Here is a 16,905-nt window from a genome sequence, read left to right as displayed (position 1 = left end):
TTAACCCTTAATTACTTAAATATGAAGAAAATTTACATACTGCTATTTTTGATTACAACAAGTTATTTTTGCCAGGCTCAAAAAACATCGGGTGAGGTTACTCTAGGTGGTCTTATGTCTGCAAAACTTGATTTAGATTCCAATACATCAAGAGTGACACTTACTTTAAAGGGTCCATCAGATCGCTGGTTTGCATTTGGTTTAAACGCTTTGAGTATGAATTCAGGCACTGATTGTGTTGTGATGCGAAGTGCATCATCTTTTAGCGATGACAGATTGATTGGTTTTCAAGCACCCGTTGCTGATGCAGTACAAAATTGGACTGTAACAACTAACGAAGTTAATGGATCAACAAGAACAATTGTGGCATCAAGAGCATTTAATACAGGCGATACCTCTGATTATATTTTTAATTTTAACCTAAGCTCTCTAAATGTTATTTATTCATTTGGGTCGGGAGCAAATTACACTTTAGGATATCATGGAGGAGCTAATCGCGGTGCAACCACAATGTCATTTACCACTTTGGGAACGAATGATTTTGCAACTGTCGAGGATGTAAATATTTACCCTAATCCGTCAAATGGAGTTTTTAACATTTTAAAAAATGATTTAACTACAGTCTCAAAAGTTAGAGTTTTTGATATTAATGCAAAACTATTGAAAGAAATAGATACTAAAAATGACGATGCTATTGCTGTAAATTTATCACAATATGCAACGGGTCTTTATTTTATGGAAATTACCACTGGTAATACTAAAATGATTAAAAAAATTCAAAAAAAATAGCTCGATTAATTGAGCAAGAGAAAATTACTGTTTAATTAAACTTTAAAAATCTTCATTGTTGGATGCTATTAAATTCGATACGAACTAACTTTGAATCTACTTAAAAAAAAAACCGAGGCAATGCTCGGTTTTTTTATTGTCTTATTTCTGAGCCTTGCAGTTGTCGCAATTCTATCTAGGCTTTAAAAACTCGATAAGTGTACTTTTACAATTGTATTTATAGAAGTTTGTGAACCTTTAATAAGTAAAAGAACTCTGATTTTTCTATTTTTACCCAAATTTACAATTGCATGAATAAAATTTTTAAAGTGCTGCTTTTACTGCTTTCTTTTAATGCGGTGGCTCAAAAAGAGGCGAATATTTGGTATTTTGGCGGTAAAGCTGGATTAGATTTTAACAGTGGCAGTCCTGTCGCACTTACAGATGGGCAATTGGAAGCACAAGAAGGTTGTGCAACAATATCAGATGCAGACGGACAATTATTGTTTTATACCGATGGAATTGAGGTTTGGAATAGAAACCATCAAGTGATGTCTAACGGAACGGACTTGTTAGGACACGATTCAAGTACACAATCAGCAACTATCGTTCAAAAACCAGGTTCTTCAAATTTATTTTATGTTTTTACTATAGATGAAGAAGCTAAAGAAAATGGTTTTAGATATTCTATAGTTGATATGACTTTAAACAATGGCTTAGGTGACGTGACCAACGATAAAAATATTTTGGTTTACGCGCCCTCTTCTGAAAAAATAGCTATTGTCAAGAAAAGTAATAATACTGATTATTGGATTATAACACATGGGTTTGGTGATAGTAATTTTTATGCCCATAGCTTAACGGCTACGGGGTTTAATTTTACACCGGTAATTAGCAATATTGGAACTCCTATAGATGATAACGATAAAATACTTGGATATATGAAAATATCTCCAGATGGTTCTAAACTCGCTGTAGCATATACGATATACAATCCTGATCATGTAGCTTTAGAGCTATTTGATTTTAATTCCACTTCTGGGAAGGTCTCCAATCCTAAAATTCTTTTACAAGGTGAATTTGGATTTTATGGTGCTGAATTTTCTCCTAATAGCGAAGTTCTATATGCATCTAGTTTTAGAACATTTCGAATTTATCAGTTTAATTTAAATGCTCCTGATATTCCTTCATCAAAAATATTGTTTGATGGTTTTGATTGGGCTCCTGCTGCTATGCAATTAGGGCCTGATGGAAAAATATATATAACTGGTTTGGTTTCCTCGAAATTATCCGTTATTAACAGCCCTAACAGTATAGGGCTATCGTGTAATCTGAGGTTTGATCAAGTAGATCTTAGGGGTAGATTGATTTTTAATGGTCTACCTGCTTTCAATCAATCCATTTTTTTTAACCCTGCAATAGAGGTCAATTCAACTTGTGTTGGCGAGCCTTCTCGATTTAAAATAAATTCGAATCAAACCCTCACTAGCGCTATTTGGGATTTTGGAGATGGAACTAATTCTTCAGAAATCAACCCATCTCATATTTATTCAACAGCAGGAACTTACACCGTTTCTGTAACTGCCGCAAGCACCAGTGGAACTAGTACCAAAACTAAAGAAGTAGTGATTTTTGAAGTACCAACCGCAACAAAACCTGCGGATATACAAGTTTGTGATGATGACAATAATGGAAGGTATTCTTTTAATTTAGAATCTCAAATAACTTCAATATTAAATGGACAAGACCCTGATTTGTATCAGATAACTTTCTATGCCAATGCAACAGATTATGCCAGCAAAGTTCCTTTGACCACGCCAAACAATTATTTCAACACAACACCATATCAGCGTCAAACTATTTATGCAGAAGTAGCTAACAAATCAAATACAAGTTGCAAAAGCGCGACTTCTTTTGATATCGCTGTTTACGAAAAACCGCTTCCTAGTAGTGCTTCAAACATTCCAAAAATAGCATTGTGTGACAACACAACGGTTGGTACGGATACTGACGGTAGAGTGGTATTCGATTTGACTCAAAACGCGACTACGATTTTAAACGGACAATCGGCTGGTCAATTTTTGCTTTCCTATTACAAAGATATCGCGCTAACGCAAAGTATTTCTTCTCCGGAATCTTACGTAAATACGAATACATCAGAGACGATTTATGTTAAAGTAGTTAATAAGGATAATGCAAGCTGTTTTGCGGTTACGTCTTTTAAAATCGAGGTTTTGGCCTTACCAGTCATCTCGAATGTTGCAGATTTAAAGCAATGTGATGATGATACTGATGGATTTAGTGTTTTTAATTTAGAAGAGGCGATTTCTAAAATCACTTCGAATGCTTCAAATGAGACAGTTACTTTTTATAAAACTTTATCAGAAGCTGAAAATGATATTAATCCAATTTTGAATGCAACTTCTTATACCAATCGAATAGTAAGCAATGATGCTGTGTTTGCCAAAATCAGCAATAGCAATGGTTGTTATCGAATTGCAAGAATCAATTTGTATGTAACAACAACTCAAATTCCGGTGAATTATGCCAAGTCATTTACTGTTTGTGATGACGCTACTTTAGGCACAAATACAGATGGAATTACCTCTTTTGATTTTAGTAGTGTCACTTCAGATATTCAAAATATTTTTCCGGCAGGACAATTATTAGATATTCGTTATTTTAGAAATCTTGCAGATGCTTTAGCTGAGAAAAATGCGATTGTCGATATTTCAAATTACAGAAACATTGGTTATCCCACCACACAGAAAATTTATATTCGTGTTGACAGTAAAATTAACAACGATTGTTTAGGATTGGGAAGCCACATAACATTAAATGTAGAACGAATTCCAATAGTTCAAGCCTTGAAAGTTGCTAAATGTGATGATGATCAAGACGGTAATTTGGCTTTTGATACCTCTTCGCTGCAATCGCAAATTTTAAATGGTTTAACAGGTGTTTCTGTTACTTATTTTGACCAAAATAACAATGCTTTACCGAGTCCATTGCCTAATCCGTTTATCACTTCAACTCAAAAAATAAAAGTAGTTGTTACAAATACTACCGCAGCGGCTTGTTTTTATGAAAGTAGTATTGATTTTATTGTAGATGATTTACCAGAAGCATTCGCAATACCAACTAGTTTGACCAGTATTTGCGATGACGAAGTGGATCCTAATGAGCAAGATGGAAAATTTGCTTTTGATACCTCAACATTTCAAAACACCATTCTTGGAGCTCAAACGGGAATGCAGGTTTACTATTTCGATGCCAATAATAATCAATTACCAAGCCCTTTACCGAATCCATTTTTCACGACTACTCAAGAAGTGCGAGTAGAGGTTGTGAATCCGATGAATCCATCTTGTAAAGCAATCGTAACGATCCCATTTTTTGTCAATCCTTTACCAACAATGGAGCTTGCTGGCGATGAATTAGTTTGTAGTGATTTACCAACTTTTACCAAAGTAATTGATGCAGGATTACTAAACAGCAACCAAAAAAATAATTTTAGTTACAGCTGGACTAAGGATGGTAAACCGATCGTAAACGCAATAGATTATGAATTAACTGTCAATCAAAAAGGAATTTATACGGTAACTGCTACCAATTCATTTGGATGCGCAAGAACTAGAACAATTACAGTTAACGCCTCAGATAAAGCCAAAGTTGAAATAGCAATAAAAGACTTAACAACCCAAAACAGTATTACAGTTATGGCAAAGGGTGCAGGTGATTATGTGTATGCTTTGGATCAGGAATTTGGAAATTTTCAAACAAGTCCTCTTTTTGATAACGTAGCTTCGGGAGTTCATACGGTCTATGTAAAAGATTTAAATGGGTGCGGTACAACTGTACAAGAAGTTGCGGTTTTAGGAATACCAAAATATTTCACTCCTAATGCAGATGGATACCATGATAAGTGGACTGCCCAAGGGGTAAACGCAACTTTTAACCCAAAAACTATAATACGTGTATTTGATAGGTATGGCAAATTAATAAAACAAATTGATCCAAAAGGGGAAGGCTGGGACGGAACATTTAATGGGCAACCCGTGCCTGCTGATGATTATTGGTATGTTATCCAACTCGAAGATGGCAGAGTTTTAAAGGGACATTTTGCTTTAAAACGTTAAAAAACATACTACTACTTTACTAGTCAAAATACTCTTGACAGAGGAAAATGTAGTTTAAGTTTTTTATAACATTGAAAAAAACTAATTGTAAGTAACCATAATCCCAAAACAAATCAACTTAATATCACATGCATATTATTGCTTTTGTTCTTTTTGTGTTTGAAATAAAAGGCTCTGATTTGTGATTCTAACAAAACATTTTTGACGAAGTATTTGTTAAAATTGTTGATACAATTTATGCTTGTTTAAGACCTTACTTGTTTTCAAAATAAATTGTATATACCAGAATTTAAGTTGTTAATTTGCAAATAGCTGCAACAATTGTCCCACAAGAAATTACATTAATTGATTGTTATTTTTTTGATAAGATTAATATTTTGATGGCTTATTTTTGCAAGGTAAACACCTTGCGGTAGCTCTTTTTTGATTATGATATTTAGTTCTGGCTTGGCCTGAGTTTGAAGCTCGTATACTGTTTGTCCAAGTATAGAAATCAATTGTATTTTAAGATCTCCTTCTATAATTGTTGGTAGTGTAAGGTTAAATTGATTGTTGGTAACCGGATTAGGGTAAAGTACAATTTGGTCCGAAGTAAATTCTGCAGTAGCTAATGTTTTATTTTCGAATATAATTTTAAATCGATCGTTTTTGTATGAAGCTGCAGCTGTTGTAGTTGAAAAATTTATGATTGCGGCTTCATCTGTAGGTATTTTGGTTTTAGTCCCAAGATAGGTATCTACCAAAAACGGTGTAAATTGAGTGTCAAAATTAGAAAATTGAATTCGGAAACTGTAGTTTTTGTTGGCTTTAAAATCTTCTAAATTAAGGAATACTTCATCTTTATCACTAATGAGACCTCGAGTATCGATAGCCCAAGATTTGTTATTATTTGTTATGGAAAAATTTTCAGTTCCGCTGCTTAGTTTAACCACATCAGTATTGTCAATAGAGTTATTAAAAGCGGCATCAAAAACAGCAACAGCAGCATCAATTGGAAAACCGCCAGAGCTTAGTTCGCTCGCTTCGTATACACTCATATCTAAACGCGAAACCAATATTGGCTGGGTTCTTGAGCCTTGATTAACGTTAGTGTTACCTACTTTATCTGTTTCTTGAAATGTTAATTTTCCTGCAATACCGAGAATTTTATTTTGTACAAAAAAAGCTTGTCCCGGCGCAATAAAGCCGTTAACCTCCGAAGCTATGTTACTAGAACCTGTGGCACTGTTGTATACCACATAACGTCCTCTTTGCTCATCAGTACCCATTTTAGGATCCCATACATAGTAAGACTCCGTTAAACCCTCTTTAGATAGCGTATTCCAATTGACGGTATTTACATACGGATTTCCTATTAGGCTATAGCCATTAGTAGCTTGATTAGTAGTCGAATTTAAGACTTTGCTATCAAAAACAATAGTTCCAATTGCTAAATTCCCAGTAGCCTTGAGGGTTACACATGAGTTCATAGTGTGCGATTCATTATTATTAATGTTTGCATTTCGGTCTCCAAGCACCATCATTCGGTATCCATTGCCAATTTCAAGGTTAGTGTTGTTTGTTGCAGTTATGGTGCTCCAGCCATTTCCAACAGATTGATTATTGTTGAACTTAAACAAGGAAGGACTTGCTACTGCAGCAGTATCAAATCCGCTTCCGCTAGTGCCTACACCCACAATAGGAGTAGCTAATTGCCAATTATTGCTTATAAAATTTTTAGTTGTTACACCAGAGCTTAAAAGGTGGAAAGCTTTTTTGCCTTGTGCGATAAAAAGTTCTACGGTAACGTTAGCAGCGCCCAAAATAGTTCCCGTAACTTGTCCGATGACTGCAGTTCCAGTTTTATCTGATTTTAATGTAATTGGAAGATCATTAAAGTTTGCTAATCCTTGAACAGTTAAACTTGCATTAGGTGCTATAGTTAAAGTACCTAATCCTGAAACGGTAAGTTTTGCATTTTTGGTAATGGTAAATGGAATATCTAATGTTGGTGTTCCTTTTGGAATTTCAATATCTAAAGTTCCATCAGGAACTTGGTCGTTTGACCAATTGCCAGCTATAGACCACATATTGTTTATTGCACCTGTCCACATGATGGCACAATTAGTAACAGTAACCACTACTGCCTTGCGAGAGCTTTCGCAGCCACCAATAGTTTGTGAAACATAATAGGTGCCTGAGCGGAGTGCAGTGTTTGATAATAAGAAGTTGCTATCAGTCTCGGTAGCGTACCATTTTAAATCCTGGCCCGAGGCTTTTAAGTTAAAAACAGTAGGTTGATCGCTTGCGCAAAAAGATTGCATTGAGGCTGTTGGTGCAGCGGGTTGCGAACAAGTTGAAATCATGACTCTGTTATTAGTACCATTTGAAGAAACAGCAACAAATCTGTTGTTTCCGTAAGTAACACCAAACCATGAGTTATCTGATCCAGAATTTCTTGAAGTCCAAATGATTCCGTCAGGGCTAGTCATTACTTTGTTACCTCTTCCATCATTAGCTACAGCTACAAAAAGCCCATTACCATAAGTAATCGCAACCCATTGATAATCTGCTGCTGATGATCTTGAAGTCCAGTTAATACCATCAGGGCTACTCATTATTCTATCTCCAGAACCACTAGTTGCAGCAGCTACAAATAGGCCATTACCATAAGTCAAAGCATACCATTGATTGGCTGAGGCCGATTTTCTTGAAGTCCATACAATTCCGTCTGAGCTTGTCATGACTAAATCCTCAGTTCCATATTTAGCAACTGCTACAAAAAGTCCATTGCCATAGGTCACTGAAGACCAAGCATTATCAGCAGTTGAAGTTCGTGATGTCCAATTAATTCCATCAGGACTTGTCATTACTCGATTGCCTGTTCCTGAACTTGCAACGGCTACAAATAGGCCATCACCAAAGGTCACTGAAGTCCAAGCATTAGCAGCAGCTGCAGTTCTAGATGTCCAATTAATTCCATCAGGACTTGTCATAATTCCATGATCAGCACCATCAATTGCTACAGCTACAAAAAGACCGTTGCCATAAACTACTGAGGTCCACAAATTATCTGCTGCGGAGGCACGGGGAGTCCAAGTACAACCATCCGGACTAGTCATTACTCTGTTGCCTGATCCAGTGCAAGAAACGGCTACAAAAATATTTTTTCCATAAGTTACAGAACGCCACTGATTATCTGCTGCTGTGTTTAATGCGTTCCAAGTAATACCATCGGTACTACTCATAATGCGGTTTCCAGCTCCACTATTGGCTACTGCTACATAATATCCGTTTCCATAAGTTACAGCAACCCAATTATTGTCTGCGGCACTAAGTCTAGAATTCCATTGTAAACCATCAGTACTGGTCATTATTCGGTTACCGGTACCATCAATTGCAACCGCAACAAAAACACCATTACCATATGTAACTGATCTCCATGAGTTTTGAGCTGCCGGAGTTCCAGCTTGCCATGTTATACCATCAGAACTTGTCATTATTCTATTTCCTACTCCTGAACCGGCGACAGCCACAAAAAGATTATTTCCATATGTTACTGAAAACCAGCCAATATTTTCTGAAGCTGCCCTCGAAGTCCAAGTAATTCCATCAGGACTGCTCATTACTCTATTTCCAGAGCCACCACTTGCAACTGCAATAAAAAGTCCTTTACCATAGGTTACACTTGACCAATTCATATCTGCTGCTGAAGTTCTCGAAGTCCAAGTAATTCCATCAGGACTCGTCATTACTCGGTTACCTGAGCCGCTTTTGGCAACAGCTACAAAAAGACCATTACCAAATGTAACTGATTGCCATTGGTTATCAGCAGCAGAGTTTCTCAGGGTCCAATTAATACCATCTGAACTACTCATTACTCGGTTACCTGATCCATTTGTGCTCACTGCCACAAAAAGTCCGTTTCCGAAGGTAACCGACTGCCACTGATTTTCAGAAGGAGTGTTTCTTGCCGTCCAGTTTTTACTATCGGGGCTGGTCATAACGCGTTTATCAACTCCCGAACTAGCTACCGCAACATATAGGCCATTACCATAGGTAACCGAAGTATAATTTAAATCGGAACCTTGATTGATACTCTGCCAATCTATTCCTTGACCATAGGCGAAATAGGTACTGCAAAATAAAATACTGATTGTTAAATATTTTAAGAGTTTCATGATTACTACCATTTAAATTAATAATTTCAAGAAGTATTTTAGCGATAGTGGCGGATTATTACCAAGAATGGTTTGGGCTTAACTTTTAGTTATGCATGGTAATAATCGAACTTCATAGGGCATCCATATTAAATAAACGATAGTGCAAAAATCATAAACAGCAGAAGAGTAGTTTTTTAGTTTCATAGCAGTTTGGATTTATTTTTAGTAATTAAATTTTACAAAGTCAATACAGTATATCTGTAGTACATAGATTATATTCTACGTAGTGGTTTGGTACTACAGTTTAATAGCATTACAAATTTGGTTTTTCTTTTGTTATAAAACAAATTTTAAAACAATTATTTCTTACTTATTTTTTAAAAATATGCTTTTAATCGATAAAATATGCTTTTAATCGATTTTTTGTACGAATTTAAATCTGATATTTTTATTCCAATTAATTTCTAAAGTGCTTTTAAAGTTCAGTAGCCGTTTTATTTTATCACCTAGCCTAAAATCTTGGTAAATAAAACGGCAGTACAAGTGATAAATTTTTTGAAAGTAAAAAGGAGTGTGTCTAGATTTGCAAGAAGTAAGTTTAAGTGGGTTTAAGTAACTTTCAAGCAGCAAATTGCTATATATTTCAATCTCTTTACTGTAGAAATATAAACGCTAGTAAAAACGTTTTTGTATCTGTTTAATATTTTAACGTAGTTTATTAATATGTTCGTATTTTACGAAGTGACATCAACGCAAAATCGCCTTTAGGAATACTTGTCCTAAAGGCGATTTTTGTTTACTTGAAAGAGGAAATGATTTCGAAATCGTATGTGCTAACCTTAATAATTTAAATTTACACCCAAACCTAATCCCATATCACTGTCGAAATGCGTTTTGATACTAAAATTCCTTTTGATGATGTAGCGCAATCCTGCCATGTATTCTTTATCGGTATTCCACATTAAATCCATGCGAACTCTTTTGGAAACAGGAATATCCATTCGTTCTAACTGAAATCTTAAATTACCATCTGTAAAAACCTCGGCTTGTGCTTTTATAAGCATGGGCAGCGTGTATTCTATACCTGCACTAAAAACTGAACGGTTGTCTTTTGTATTGGATTGGTTGAATAGGTTTTTTTCCATTTCGCCTTCTTCCATTTTGCGGTAGCGCCAGTCAAAGCCTATGAACGGCATTAGCCATTGCATTTTACCAATATATCTACCAATATGAGTTTCTGTTTCATAACCATGATGATCTTTGTAGCCCAATCGCCATTCTGTACCAATACTCCAACGTGTGTTGCTGAACATTGCCATACCATCATTACCGTTAGTAGCAAAATCATTTTCGGCCATAAAGTGAAATTTACGGTCTTCGCCAAACAATTTGCGCTGTGCTAATTTTGGATTTGGAATTAATGGGTTTGTTGCTTGATTTTCATAGGCAAAAACGCGTCCCATTCCTGCCATCATGTGGTACAAAATATGGCAATGAAAAAACCAATCGCCTTCAGCATTGGCATTAAATTCAATCACATCTGTTTCCATTGGCATGATGTCTATGACGTTCTTTAATGGTGCATAATCTCCTTGACCGTTCAACACCCTAAAATCGTGACCGTGCAAGTGCATTGGATGACGCATCATGGAACCGTTGTATAACGTAATTCTAACATTTTCACCTTTCTTGATTAAAATTTTATCAGTTTCAGAAACCACTTTATTGTCTAAGCTCCACACGTAACGGTTCATGTTTCCTGATAATTCAAATCTTAATTCCTTTACAGGTGCATCTTGAGGCAGTGTGGTTTTAGTTGGTGATTTTAACATTGAATAATTTAAAGTCGTAATGTCTGAAAGTTCGTTACTGTTATAATCGTTTTCAGTCATTTTGATAGAATGCAGAGAATGATCTATTTTCTTTTCTCTATGTTCTTTTTTCGCAACTTCTCCAGTGATTTCTGGATACATGACTACATTCATATCCATTTGATTGTAGGACATTTGCATTCCCATATCATCTAAATCTCCGTTCATTTTCATCATTCCGTTCATCATTTTCATTCCATCAAAATATTTTAATTTTGGTAATGGTGAAATTAATTGTTTGATTCCATCACCAATATATAGTGATGCCGATTTAGTCCTGTCTTCTGGAGTTGCTAGAAATTCGAACGCTGTATTATCAGCAGGAATGGTAACTACCACATCATAGGTTTCTGAAACTGCAATTAGTAATCGATCTACTTCAACAGGTTCGACATCATTACCATCATTGGCAACAACCGTAATTTTACCCCCTGCATACGTTAGCCAAAAATAAGTTGATGCACCACCGTTTGAAATGCGTAATCGTACTTTGTCGCCACCTTTGAACTGGGATAATTGACTATTACTCTTACCATTAATTAAAAAGGCATCATAGTAAACATCACTCACGTCCATTGCATTCATGCGTTTCCATTCGTTCGCTACTTTAGTTTTGAAATGACCTTGCTTGATTGCCTCTGCATAACTTTGAGTAGTTCCTTTTTGAATAGCAAACCAATCGGTTGCATTGTGTAGCATTCGATGTACATTATTTGGATTTACATCGGTCCATTCACTTAAAATTACAGGAACTGTTGGCAAATCGTCAATGCCTTTTCTGAAGGTTTCGTCTTCAACTCTTTTGTTTAAAATCATTGAACCGTACATCCCGATTTGCTCCTGTAAACCCGAGTGACTGTGGTACCAGTGTGTACCGTGTTGGATGATTGGAAAACTATATTTATGCGTTGTACCTGGTTCAATTGGCATTTGTGTTAGGTAAGGTACACCATCTTGTTTATTGGGTAAAAATAGGCCATGCCAGTGCAGTGAAGTACTTTCTTTTAATTCGTTATGTACGTATATTTCGGCAGTATCTCCTTCCGTAAAGGTTAGCGTAGGCATTGGAATTTGACCGTTTACAGCAATTGCTCTAGTGGGTTTATTACCAATAGTTACCAGAGTATCCCGAACATACAAATCATATCGAACTGTTTTAGCTATTGTCTTAACTATAGGTTTGCTTTCGGAAATAGGAATATTTTTTGGAACTTCAACAATTTTTAGAGTTTCTTTTATGGGTTCTGAAACTTCCTTCACTTCTTTTTTTGTTGCAGAAATCGCCTTTTTTGTAGCTACTGCTTTTTTTACTACTACTTTTTTTATCGGTTTAACTTTTTCTTTAAATAATGCCATCCCACATTTTGGACATTCACCTGGTTTTGATGAATGGATTTCAGGATGCATGACACAGGTGTAAGACGTTTTTTGTGAAGTAACCTGAGCAACAGTTACTTGATTCATCAAAAAAAGAAAAACTATAATTATTAATTTGAATTTCATTACTTTAATTTTTTATTAATTTTTCCCAATCTGCGATTCTTTTATTTAAGATGTCGATTGTGCCTTTCATTTTTTCTTTATCGAGTAATGTAATTGCTCTCTTTGCTGCAGCAATTGCATTGTTGTAATCTTGTAATTCTGAAGCGATTTTTTGTCTCAAATTGGGGTAATAGAAATTTTTAGGGTCTAATTTTTCAGCTTCTAAAAGCCACACTATTGCCTGTTTGAAATCTCTATTTGTGCTGTAATAATAATTTGCTGCCTGAAATAATAAAGTAGCATCTTGGGTTTTTTCTTTAGTGATGTGTTTGTCTATCAATGCGAGTATATTGTCGTCCTCTTTACTCTTTAGAGGTATTTTTACCACTGTGTTTTCCCAAATAATTTTTAGAAATGCTTCCCCTTTACTGTTAATATCATTTAATTCAATTGTAAAGGTTTCATAGAAATTAGGACTTTTTTCAATGGGAACTTTGATACGCATCATATCTTTCTTTTCATCATAGCCCGTTTCGCCATGCAAAGTAGTATCAGTATTAACAATTATAGTCCACTCATTATTGGAAGGAATTGAAAATATAGAGTAACTACCGGCTTTTAAAAGATTGTTGCCAAAATAAATATCTTCGGAAGTATTTATCACTGTGCAATCACTTGCACCTGTTCGCCAAAGTTTATCAAAAGGCACTAACTCACCAAATACTTTTCGGCCTCTCACTAATGGTCTGCTGTAGGCTACTTTTATTTTTGCGCTACCTACTTCTTGCTCAAACGATGCTGCTGGGCTTGATGTGGTAACTCTAATTTGAACTTTTTCTTGTGCTGATACAATTAAAGATTGTAAAAGGATAATACTTAATAGGATTGTTTTTTTCATTTTTTTAATTTTTTCATTTAAAGTTTTAAATTTTTTAACCGTAATGCATTCACAATTACTGATACCGAACTAAATGACATGGCTAAAGCCGCAATCATTGGGGATAATAAAATTCCGAAAAATGGATACAAAACTCCTGCTGCGATTGGGACTCCCAAAACATTATAGAAAAAGGCAAAGAATAGATTTTGCTTTATATTTTTCATAACAGCATGGCTCAAATTTTTGGCTTTCACGATACCTAATAAATCCCCTTTTACTAAAGTGATTTTGGCACTTTCTATGGCTACATCGGTTCCAGTTCCCATTGCAATTCCAATGTCTGCTTGTGCCAATGCCGGAGCATCATTGATACCATCTCCAGCCATGGCCACAATTTTGCCTTCGGCTTGTAATTTTTTAATTTCTTTTAGTTTGTCTTCTGGTAAGCATCCAGCTTTGTATGATGCTAACCCCAATTCATCAGCAACTGCTTTGGCAGTATTTTCGTTGTCTCCGGTGAGCATAATTACCTCGACACCTTGGCGCATTAATTCTTTAATGGCTGCAGCACTTGATTCTTTTATGGCATCGAAAATGGACACAAAGCCAACTGCAACTCCATCAACGGCTATGTAGGAAACTGTTTTTCCTAGTTTTTGTTCGGCGATGATTTTGTTTTCTAAATCCTCAGAAACTTTAGCTTCGACTTGCTCCATTAGCTTTTTATTACCTAATGCTACTTTTTTGTTGGATACCGTTCCCGTAACTCCTTTTCCGGCAACGGCTTCAAAATCTTTTACTTCGATTAAAGAAATATTTTTCGCTTTGGCAAAATTGACTACTGCTTGTGCCAATGGATGCTCACTGTATTGATTTAATGATGCTATGCTTTGTAATAAATCAGTATCGTTGTTATTGGTCGAATAAATTTTTTCCACTGATGGTTTTCCCTCAGTGATGGTTCCTGTTTTATCTGTAATAAGCACATTAACCTTATTCATATTCTCCAGAGCTTCAGCATTTTTAATCAAAACGCCTGATTGTGCTCCTTTACCAACACCCACCATTACCGACATTGGCGTTGCCAAACCCAATGCACAAGGACAAGCAATAATTAAAACGGCAATTGCATTTATAAATCCATACACTAATGCAGGTTCAGGACCAAACTTTGCCCAAATTAAGAAGGTGATTATTGAAATTATCACCACAGTAGGTACAAAATATTTAGCAATACTATCCGCTAATTTTTGAATAGGTGCTCTTGAACGACTGGCATCGTTGACCATTTGAACTATTTGAGAAAGTAAGGTTTCTGAACCAACTTTTTCTGCTACCATTACAAACGATTTGTTGCCGTTTATTGTTCCAGCAATCACGTTATCGTCTTTCTTTTTGTCAACTGGTATTGGTTCGCCTGTAATCATGGCTTCATCGATATTGCTTTCTCCATCAGTTATTTTTCCATCTACAGGAATTTTATCTCCGGGTTTTACGCGCAATAAATCGCCTTTTTTGATATCGTGGATTGAAATTACTTTGTCACTACCGTCAATAACCAAAGTAGCTTCGGTAGGTGCCAGTTTTAATAATTCTTTTATGGCTCCGCTTGTTTGAGTGTGCGCTCGGGCTTCTAATAATTGTCCTAATAAAACTAGGGTTAGAATAACAGCTGTAGCTTCAAAGTATAAATGTACTGTTCCGTGTTCTGTTTTGAATTCGCTGGGAAAAATATCTGGAAAAAACATTCCAACCAAACTGAAAAGGAAAGAGATTCCCGTACCAATTCCTATAAGAGTAAACATGTTTAAATTCCATGTGATTATTGATTTCCAAGCACGGACAAAAAATATCCAACAAGCATAAAAAACTACAGGAATCGAAAAAATTAATTGTACCCAATTCCATTTAGAGGCATCCATTACTAGTAGTAAGGGATTGTTATGGGCCATATCAATCATGGCAATGATGAAAATCGGAACAGTAAACACCACCGCAATTTTCATCTTTTTAACCAGATCGGTATACGTTTTTTGGTCTTCGCTTTCACTAGGTTCCATAGCAACTAAATCCATTCCACATTTCGGGCATGAGCCAGGTCCTTCTTGAATTACCTCGGGATGCATTGGACATGTATACAGCGTTTTGCTAACGTTTAACGCTGCTGCTCTTACCAAATCCATTCCACATACAGGACAATCTCCTGCTTTGTCGTATACTTTTTCGCCTTCGCAATGCATAGGGCAATAATATTTTCCTTGTGCATTGCTGGATAAAGTAGTTTCTTTTTTATGATGATGAGATGGGGTAGAGCAACATGATTTTTCAGTTGCTTTATTTGTTTCTGAATTATCCATCACGTCTTCTTTGCTCATTTCAATAGTGTATTTTCCGGCTTTTGATAATGCCTCTTGCAACTTTTCTATTGAAATGTGTTTTTCCATAGTTATTGTTGCTATAGGCGGATTTAAGGAAACTTTTGCAGTAATGCCCTCAATAGAATGCAACGTTTTTTCGACTTTAGCGCGACAACCATCGCAAGTCATTCCGGTAATGTTGTACGTATGTATCATTAATTTGTTATTTAAATACAAATTTCCAGTTTAATACTTTTTTGGAGTTGCAGAATTTTGGGTTTGATATGCAAAATTTATAAATCTTCTATTTGTTTTCTTTTTATGGTTTTTATATTCCTGAAGAAGGTTGGTGAGAAGCCAGTTACTTTTTTAAATTGATTGCTCAAATGTGAAACAGTACTGTAATTTAAAGAGTAAGCAATTTCACTTAATGAGAGTTCATCATACATAATTAACTCTTTTACTTTCTCAATTTTCTGATTGATGAAATACTTTTCGATAGTGGTATTTTCTACTTCAGAGAATAGATTACTCAATGTATGGTAATCTTGATGTAGTTTTTGTGATAGATAAATGGATAAATTAATTGTCAAATCGTTGTTTTTGTTCTGAACCAAATCAATAATCAGTGTTTTAATTTTATCGATAGTTTTACTTTTCTTATCGTTAATTAAATCAAAGCCCACACTTCGAAGACTTTTTACTAATTCCTGTTTTTGGTTTTCGGGAATGTCATTTTTTAATTCAACTTCTCCCAATTCAACTGAAATAGGATTAATATCCATATTTTCAAACACGGACTTCACAACCATTATGCAGCGAGCACAAACCATATTTTTGATGTAAAGCTTCATTGTACAATGTTTTTTGCTAAAACGATATAAACTAACCTTGTTAAACGAATAACAAAGTTAGTTTAAGCTAATGTTCACAGATTAACGATTATTTGCTTCCTTCACCATTTTCTGGCACAGGTTCAGTCAATTTCATGCCACATTTAGAACATTTGTCATTCATTTTTCCTTGAACTTCAGGATGCATTGAACAAGCATACATTTTAGAATGATCCATCTTTGAATGATCGGTCATTGTAGAATCGTGTTCCATCATTGTTCCATCATTTTTCATTGTTGTAGAATCATTTTCCATCATTTCATAATCGGTTGTTGATTCTTCTTTAGTTTTTTGGTTACATGAAACCAAAACGAAAGCCATTATTATGGCTGAAAAGATTATTTTTTTCATTTTTTTATTTGATTTAAATTG

8 protein-coding genes are annotated in these 16,905 nt (G+C 35.3%); 2 read left to right on the top strand and 6 right to left on the bottom strand.

Features of this window, described 5'->3' with window-relative positions:
• The first annotated feature begins 21 nt into the window (after window positions 1-21).
• Together ACXX8U_RS06580 and ACXX8U_RS06575 are read left to right on the top strand one after the other, a co-directional pair.
• On the top strand, window positions 22-789 hold the full coding sequence (locus tag ACXX8U_RS06580) for a T9SS type A sorting domain-containing protein (protein WP_458565157.1): 768 nt from the start codon (window positions 22-24) through the stop codon (window positions 787-789).
• Window positions 790-1,079: 290 nt separating this feature from the next.
• Window positions 1,080-4,907, top strand: coding sequence for an FIDD domain-containing protein (locus ACXX8U_RS06575; RefSeq protein WP_458565156.1), 3,828 nt, complete (start codon window positions 1,080-1,082; stop codon window positions 4,905-4,907).
• 341 nt (window positions 4,908-5,248) lie between these two features.
• Here the strand turns inward: ACXX8U_RS06575 and ACXX8U_RS06570 are convergent, their stop codons facing one another.
• The 6 genes from ACXX8U_RS06570 to ACXX8U_RS06545 all read right to left on the bottom strand — a co-directional run bounded on the left by ACXX8U_RS06570 (window position 5,249) and on the right by ACXX8U_RS06545 (window position 16,884).
• Complete coding sequence (locus tag ACXX8U_RS06570; RefSeq protein WP_458565155.1) at window positions 5,249-9,067, bottom strand: DUF8693 domain-containing protein; 3,819 nt, start codon at window positions 9,065-9,067, stop codon at window positions 5,249-5,251.
• An 821-nt stretch (window positions 9,068-9,888) separates the two neighbouring features.
• Window positions 9,889-12,423 carry a multicopper oxidase domain-containing protein gene (locus ACXX8U_RS06565; RefSeq protein WP_458565154.1) on the bottom strand — a complete coding sequence of 845 codons (2,535 nt, stop codon included), beginning with the start codon at window positions 12,421-12,423 and terminating at the stop codon, window positions 9,889-9,891.
• A 4-nt stretch (window positions 12,424-12,427) separates the two neighbouring features.
• Complete coding sequence (locus ACXX8U_RS06560) at window positions 12,428-13,300, bottom strand: DUF2911 domain-containing protein (RefSeq protein ID WP_458565153.1); 873 nt, start codon at window positions 13,298-13,300, stop codon at window positions 12,428-12,430.
• A 17-nt stretch (window positions 13,301-13,317) separates the two neighbouring features.
• Window positions 13,318-15,855 (bottom strand): heavy metal translocating P-type ATPase, encoded by a 2,538-nt coding sequence (locus ACXX8U_RS06555; protein ID WP_458565152.1) that lies wholly within the window; start codon window positions 15,853-15,855, stop codon window positions 13,318-13,320.
• A gap of 77 nt (window positions 15,856-15,932) precedes the next feature.
• The gene (locus ACXX8U_RS06550; RefSeq protein ID WP_458565151.1) at window positions 15,933-16,493 is read right to left on the bottom strand and encodes a helix-turn-helix domain-containing protein; all 561 of its coding nucleotides are present in this window, start codon (window positions 16,491-16,493) and stop codon (window positions 15,933-15,935) included.
• 88 nt (window positions 16,494-16,581) lie between these two features.
• Complete coding sequence (locus tag ACXX8U_RS06545) at window positions 16,582-16,884, bottom strand: heavy metal-binding domain-containing protein (protein WP_458565150.1); 303 nt, start codon at window positions 16,882-16,884, stop codon at window positions 16,582-16,584.
• Between the last annotated feature and the right edge of the window lie 21 nt (window positions 16,885-16,905).

The sequence above is a fragment of the Flavobacterium sp. GNP001 genome (assembly GCF_054343775.1).
Note: the sequence above shows the minus strand (reverse complement) of the source record. Positions and strands in the feature narration are given on the sequence as shown.

Coding starts and splice junctions, on each gene's coding strand:
- ACXX8U_RS06580 (WP_458565157.1), top strand. CDS start 22: ATGAAGAAAATTTACATACTGCTATTTTTGATTACAACAAGTTATTTT.
- ACXX8U_RS06575 (WP_458565156.1), top strand. CDS start 1,080: ATGAATAAAATTTTTAAAGTGCTGCTTTTACTGCTTTCTTTTAATGCG.
- ACXX8U_RS06570 (WP_458565155.1), bottom strand. CDS start 9,067: ATGAAACTCTTAAAATATTTAACAATCAGTATTTTATTTTGCAGTACC.
- ACXX8U_RS06565 (WP_458565154.1), bottom strand. CDS start 12,423: ATGAAATTCAAATTAATAATTATAGTTTTTCTTTTTTTGATGAATCAA.
- ACXX8U_RS06560 (WP_458565153.1), bottom strand. CDS start 13,300: ATGAAAAAAACAATCCTATTAAGTATTATCCTTTTACAATCTTTAATT.
- ACXX8U_RS06555 (WP_458565152.1), bottom strand. CDS start 15,855: ATGATACATACGTACAACATTACCGGAATGACTTGCGATGGTTGTCGC.
- ACXX8U_RS06550 (WP_458565151.1), bottom strand. CDS start 16,493: ATGAAGCTTTACATCAAAAATATGGTTTGTGCTCGCTGCATAATGGTT.
- ACXX8U_RS06545 (WP_458565150.1), bottom strand. CDS start 16,884: ATGAAAAAAATAATCTTTTCAGCCATAATAATGGCTTTCGTTTTGGTT.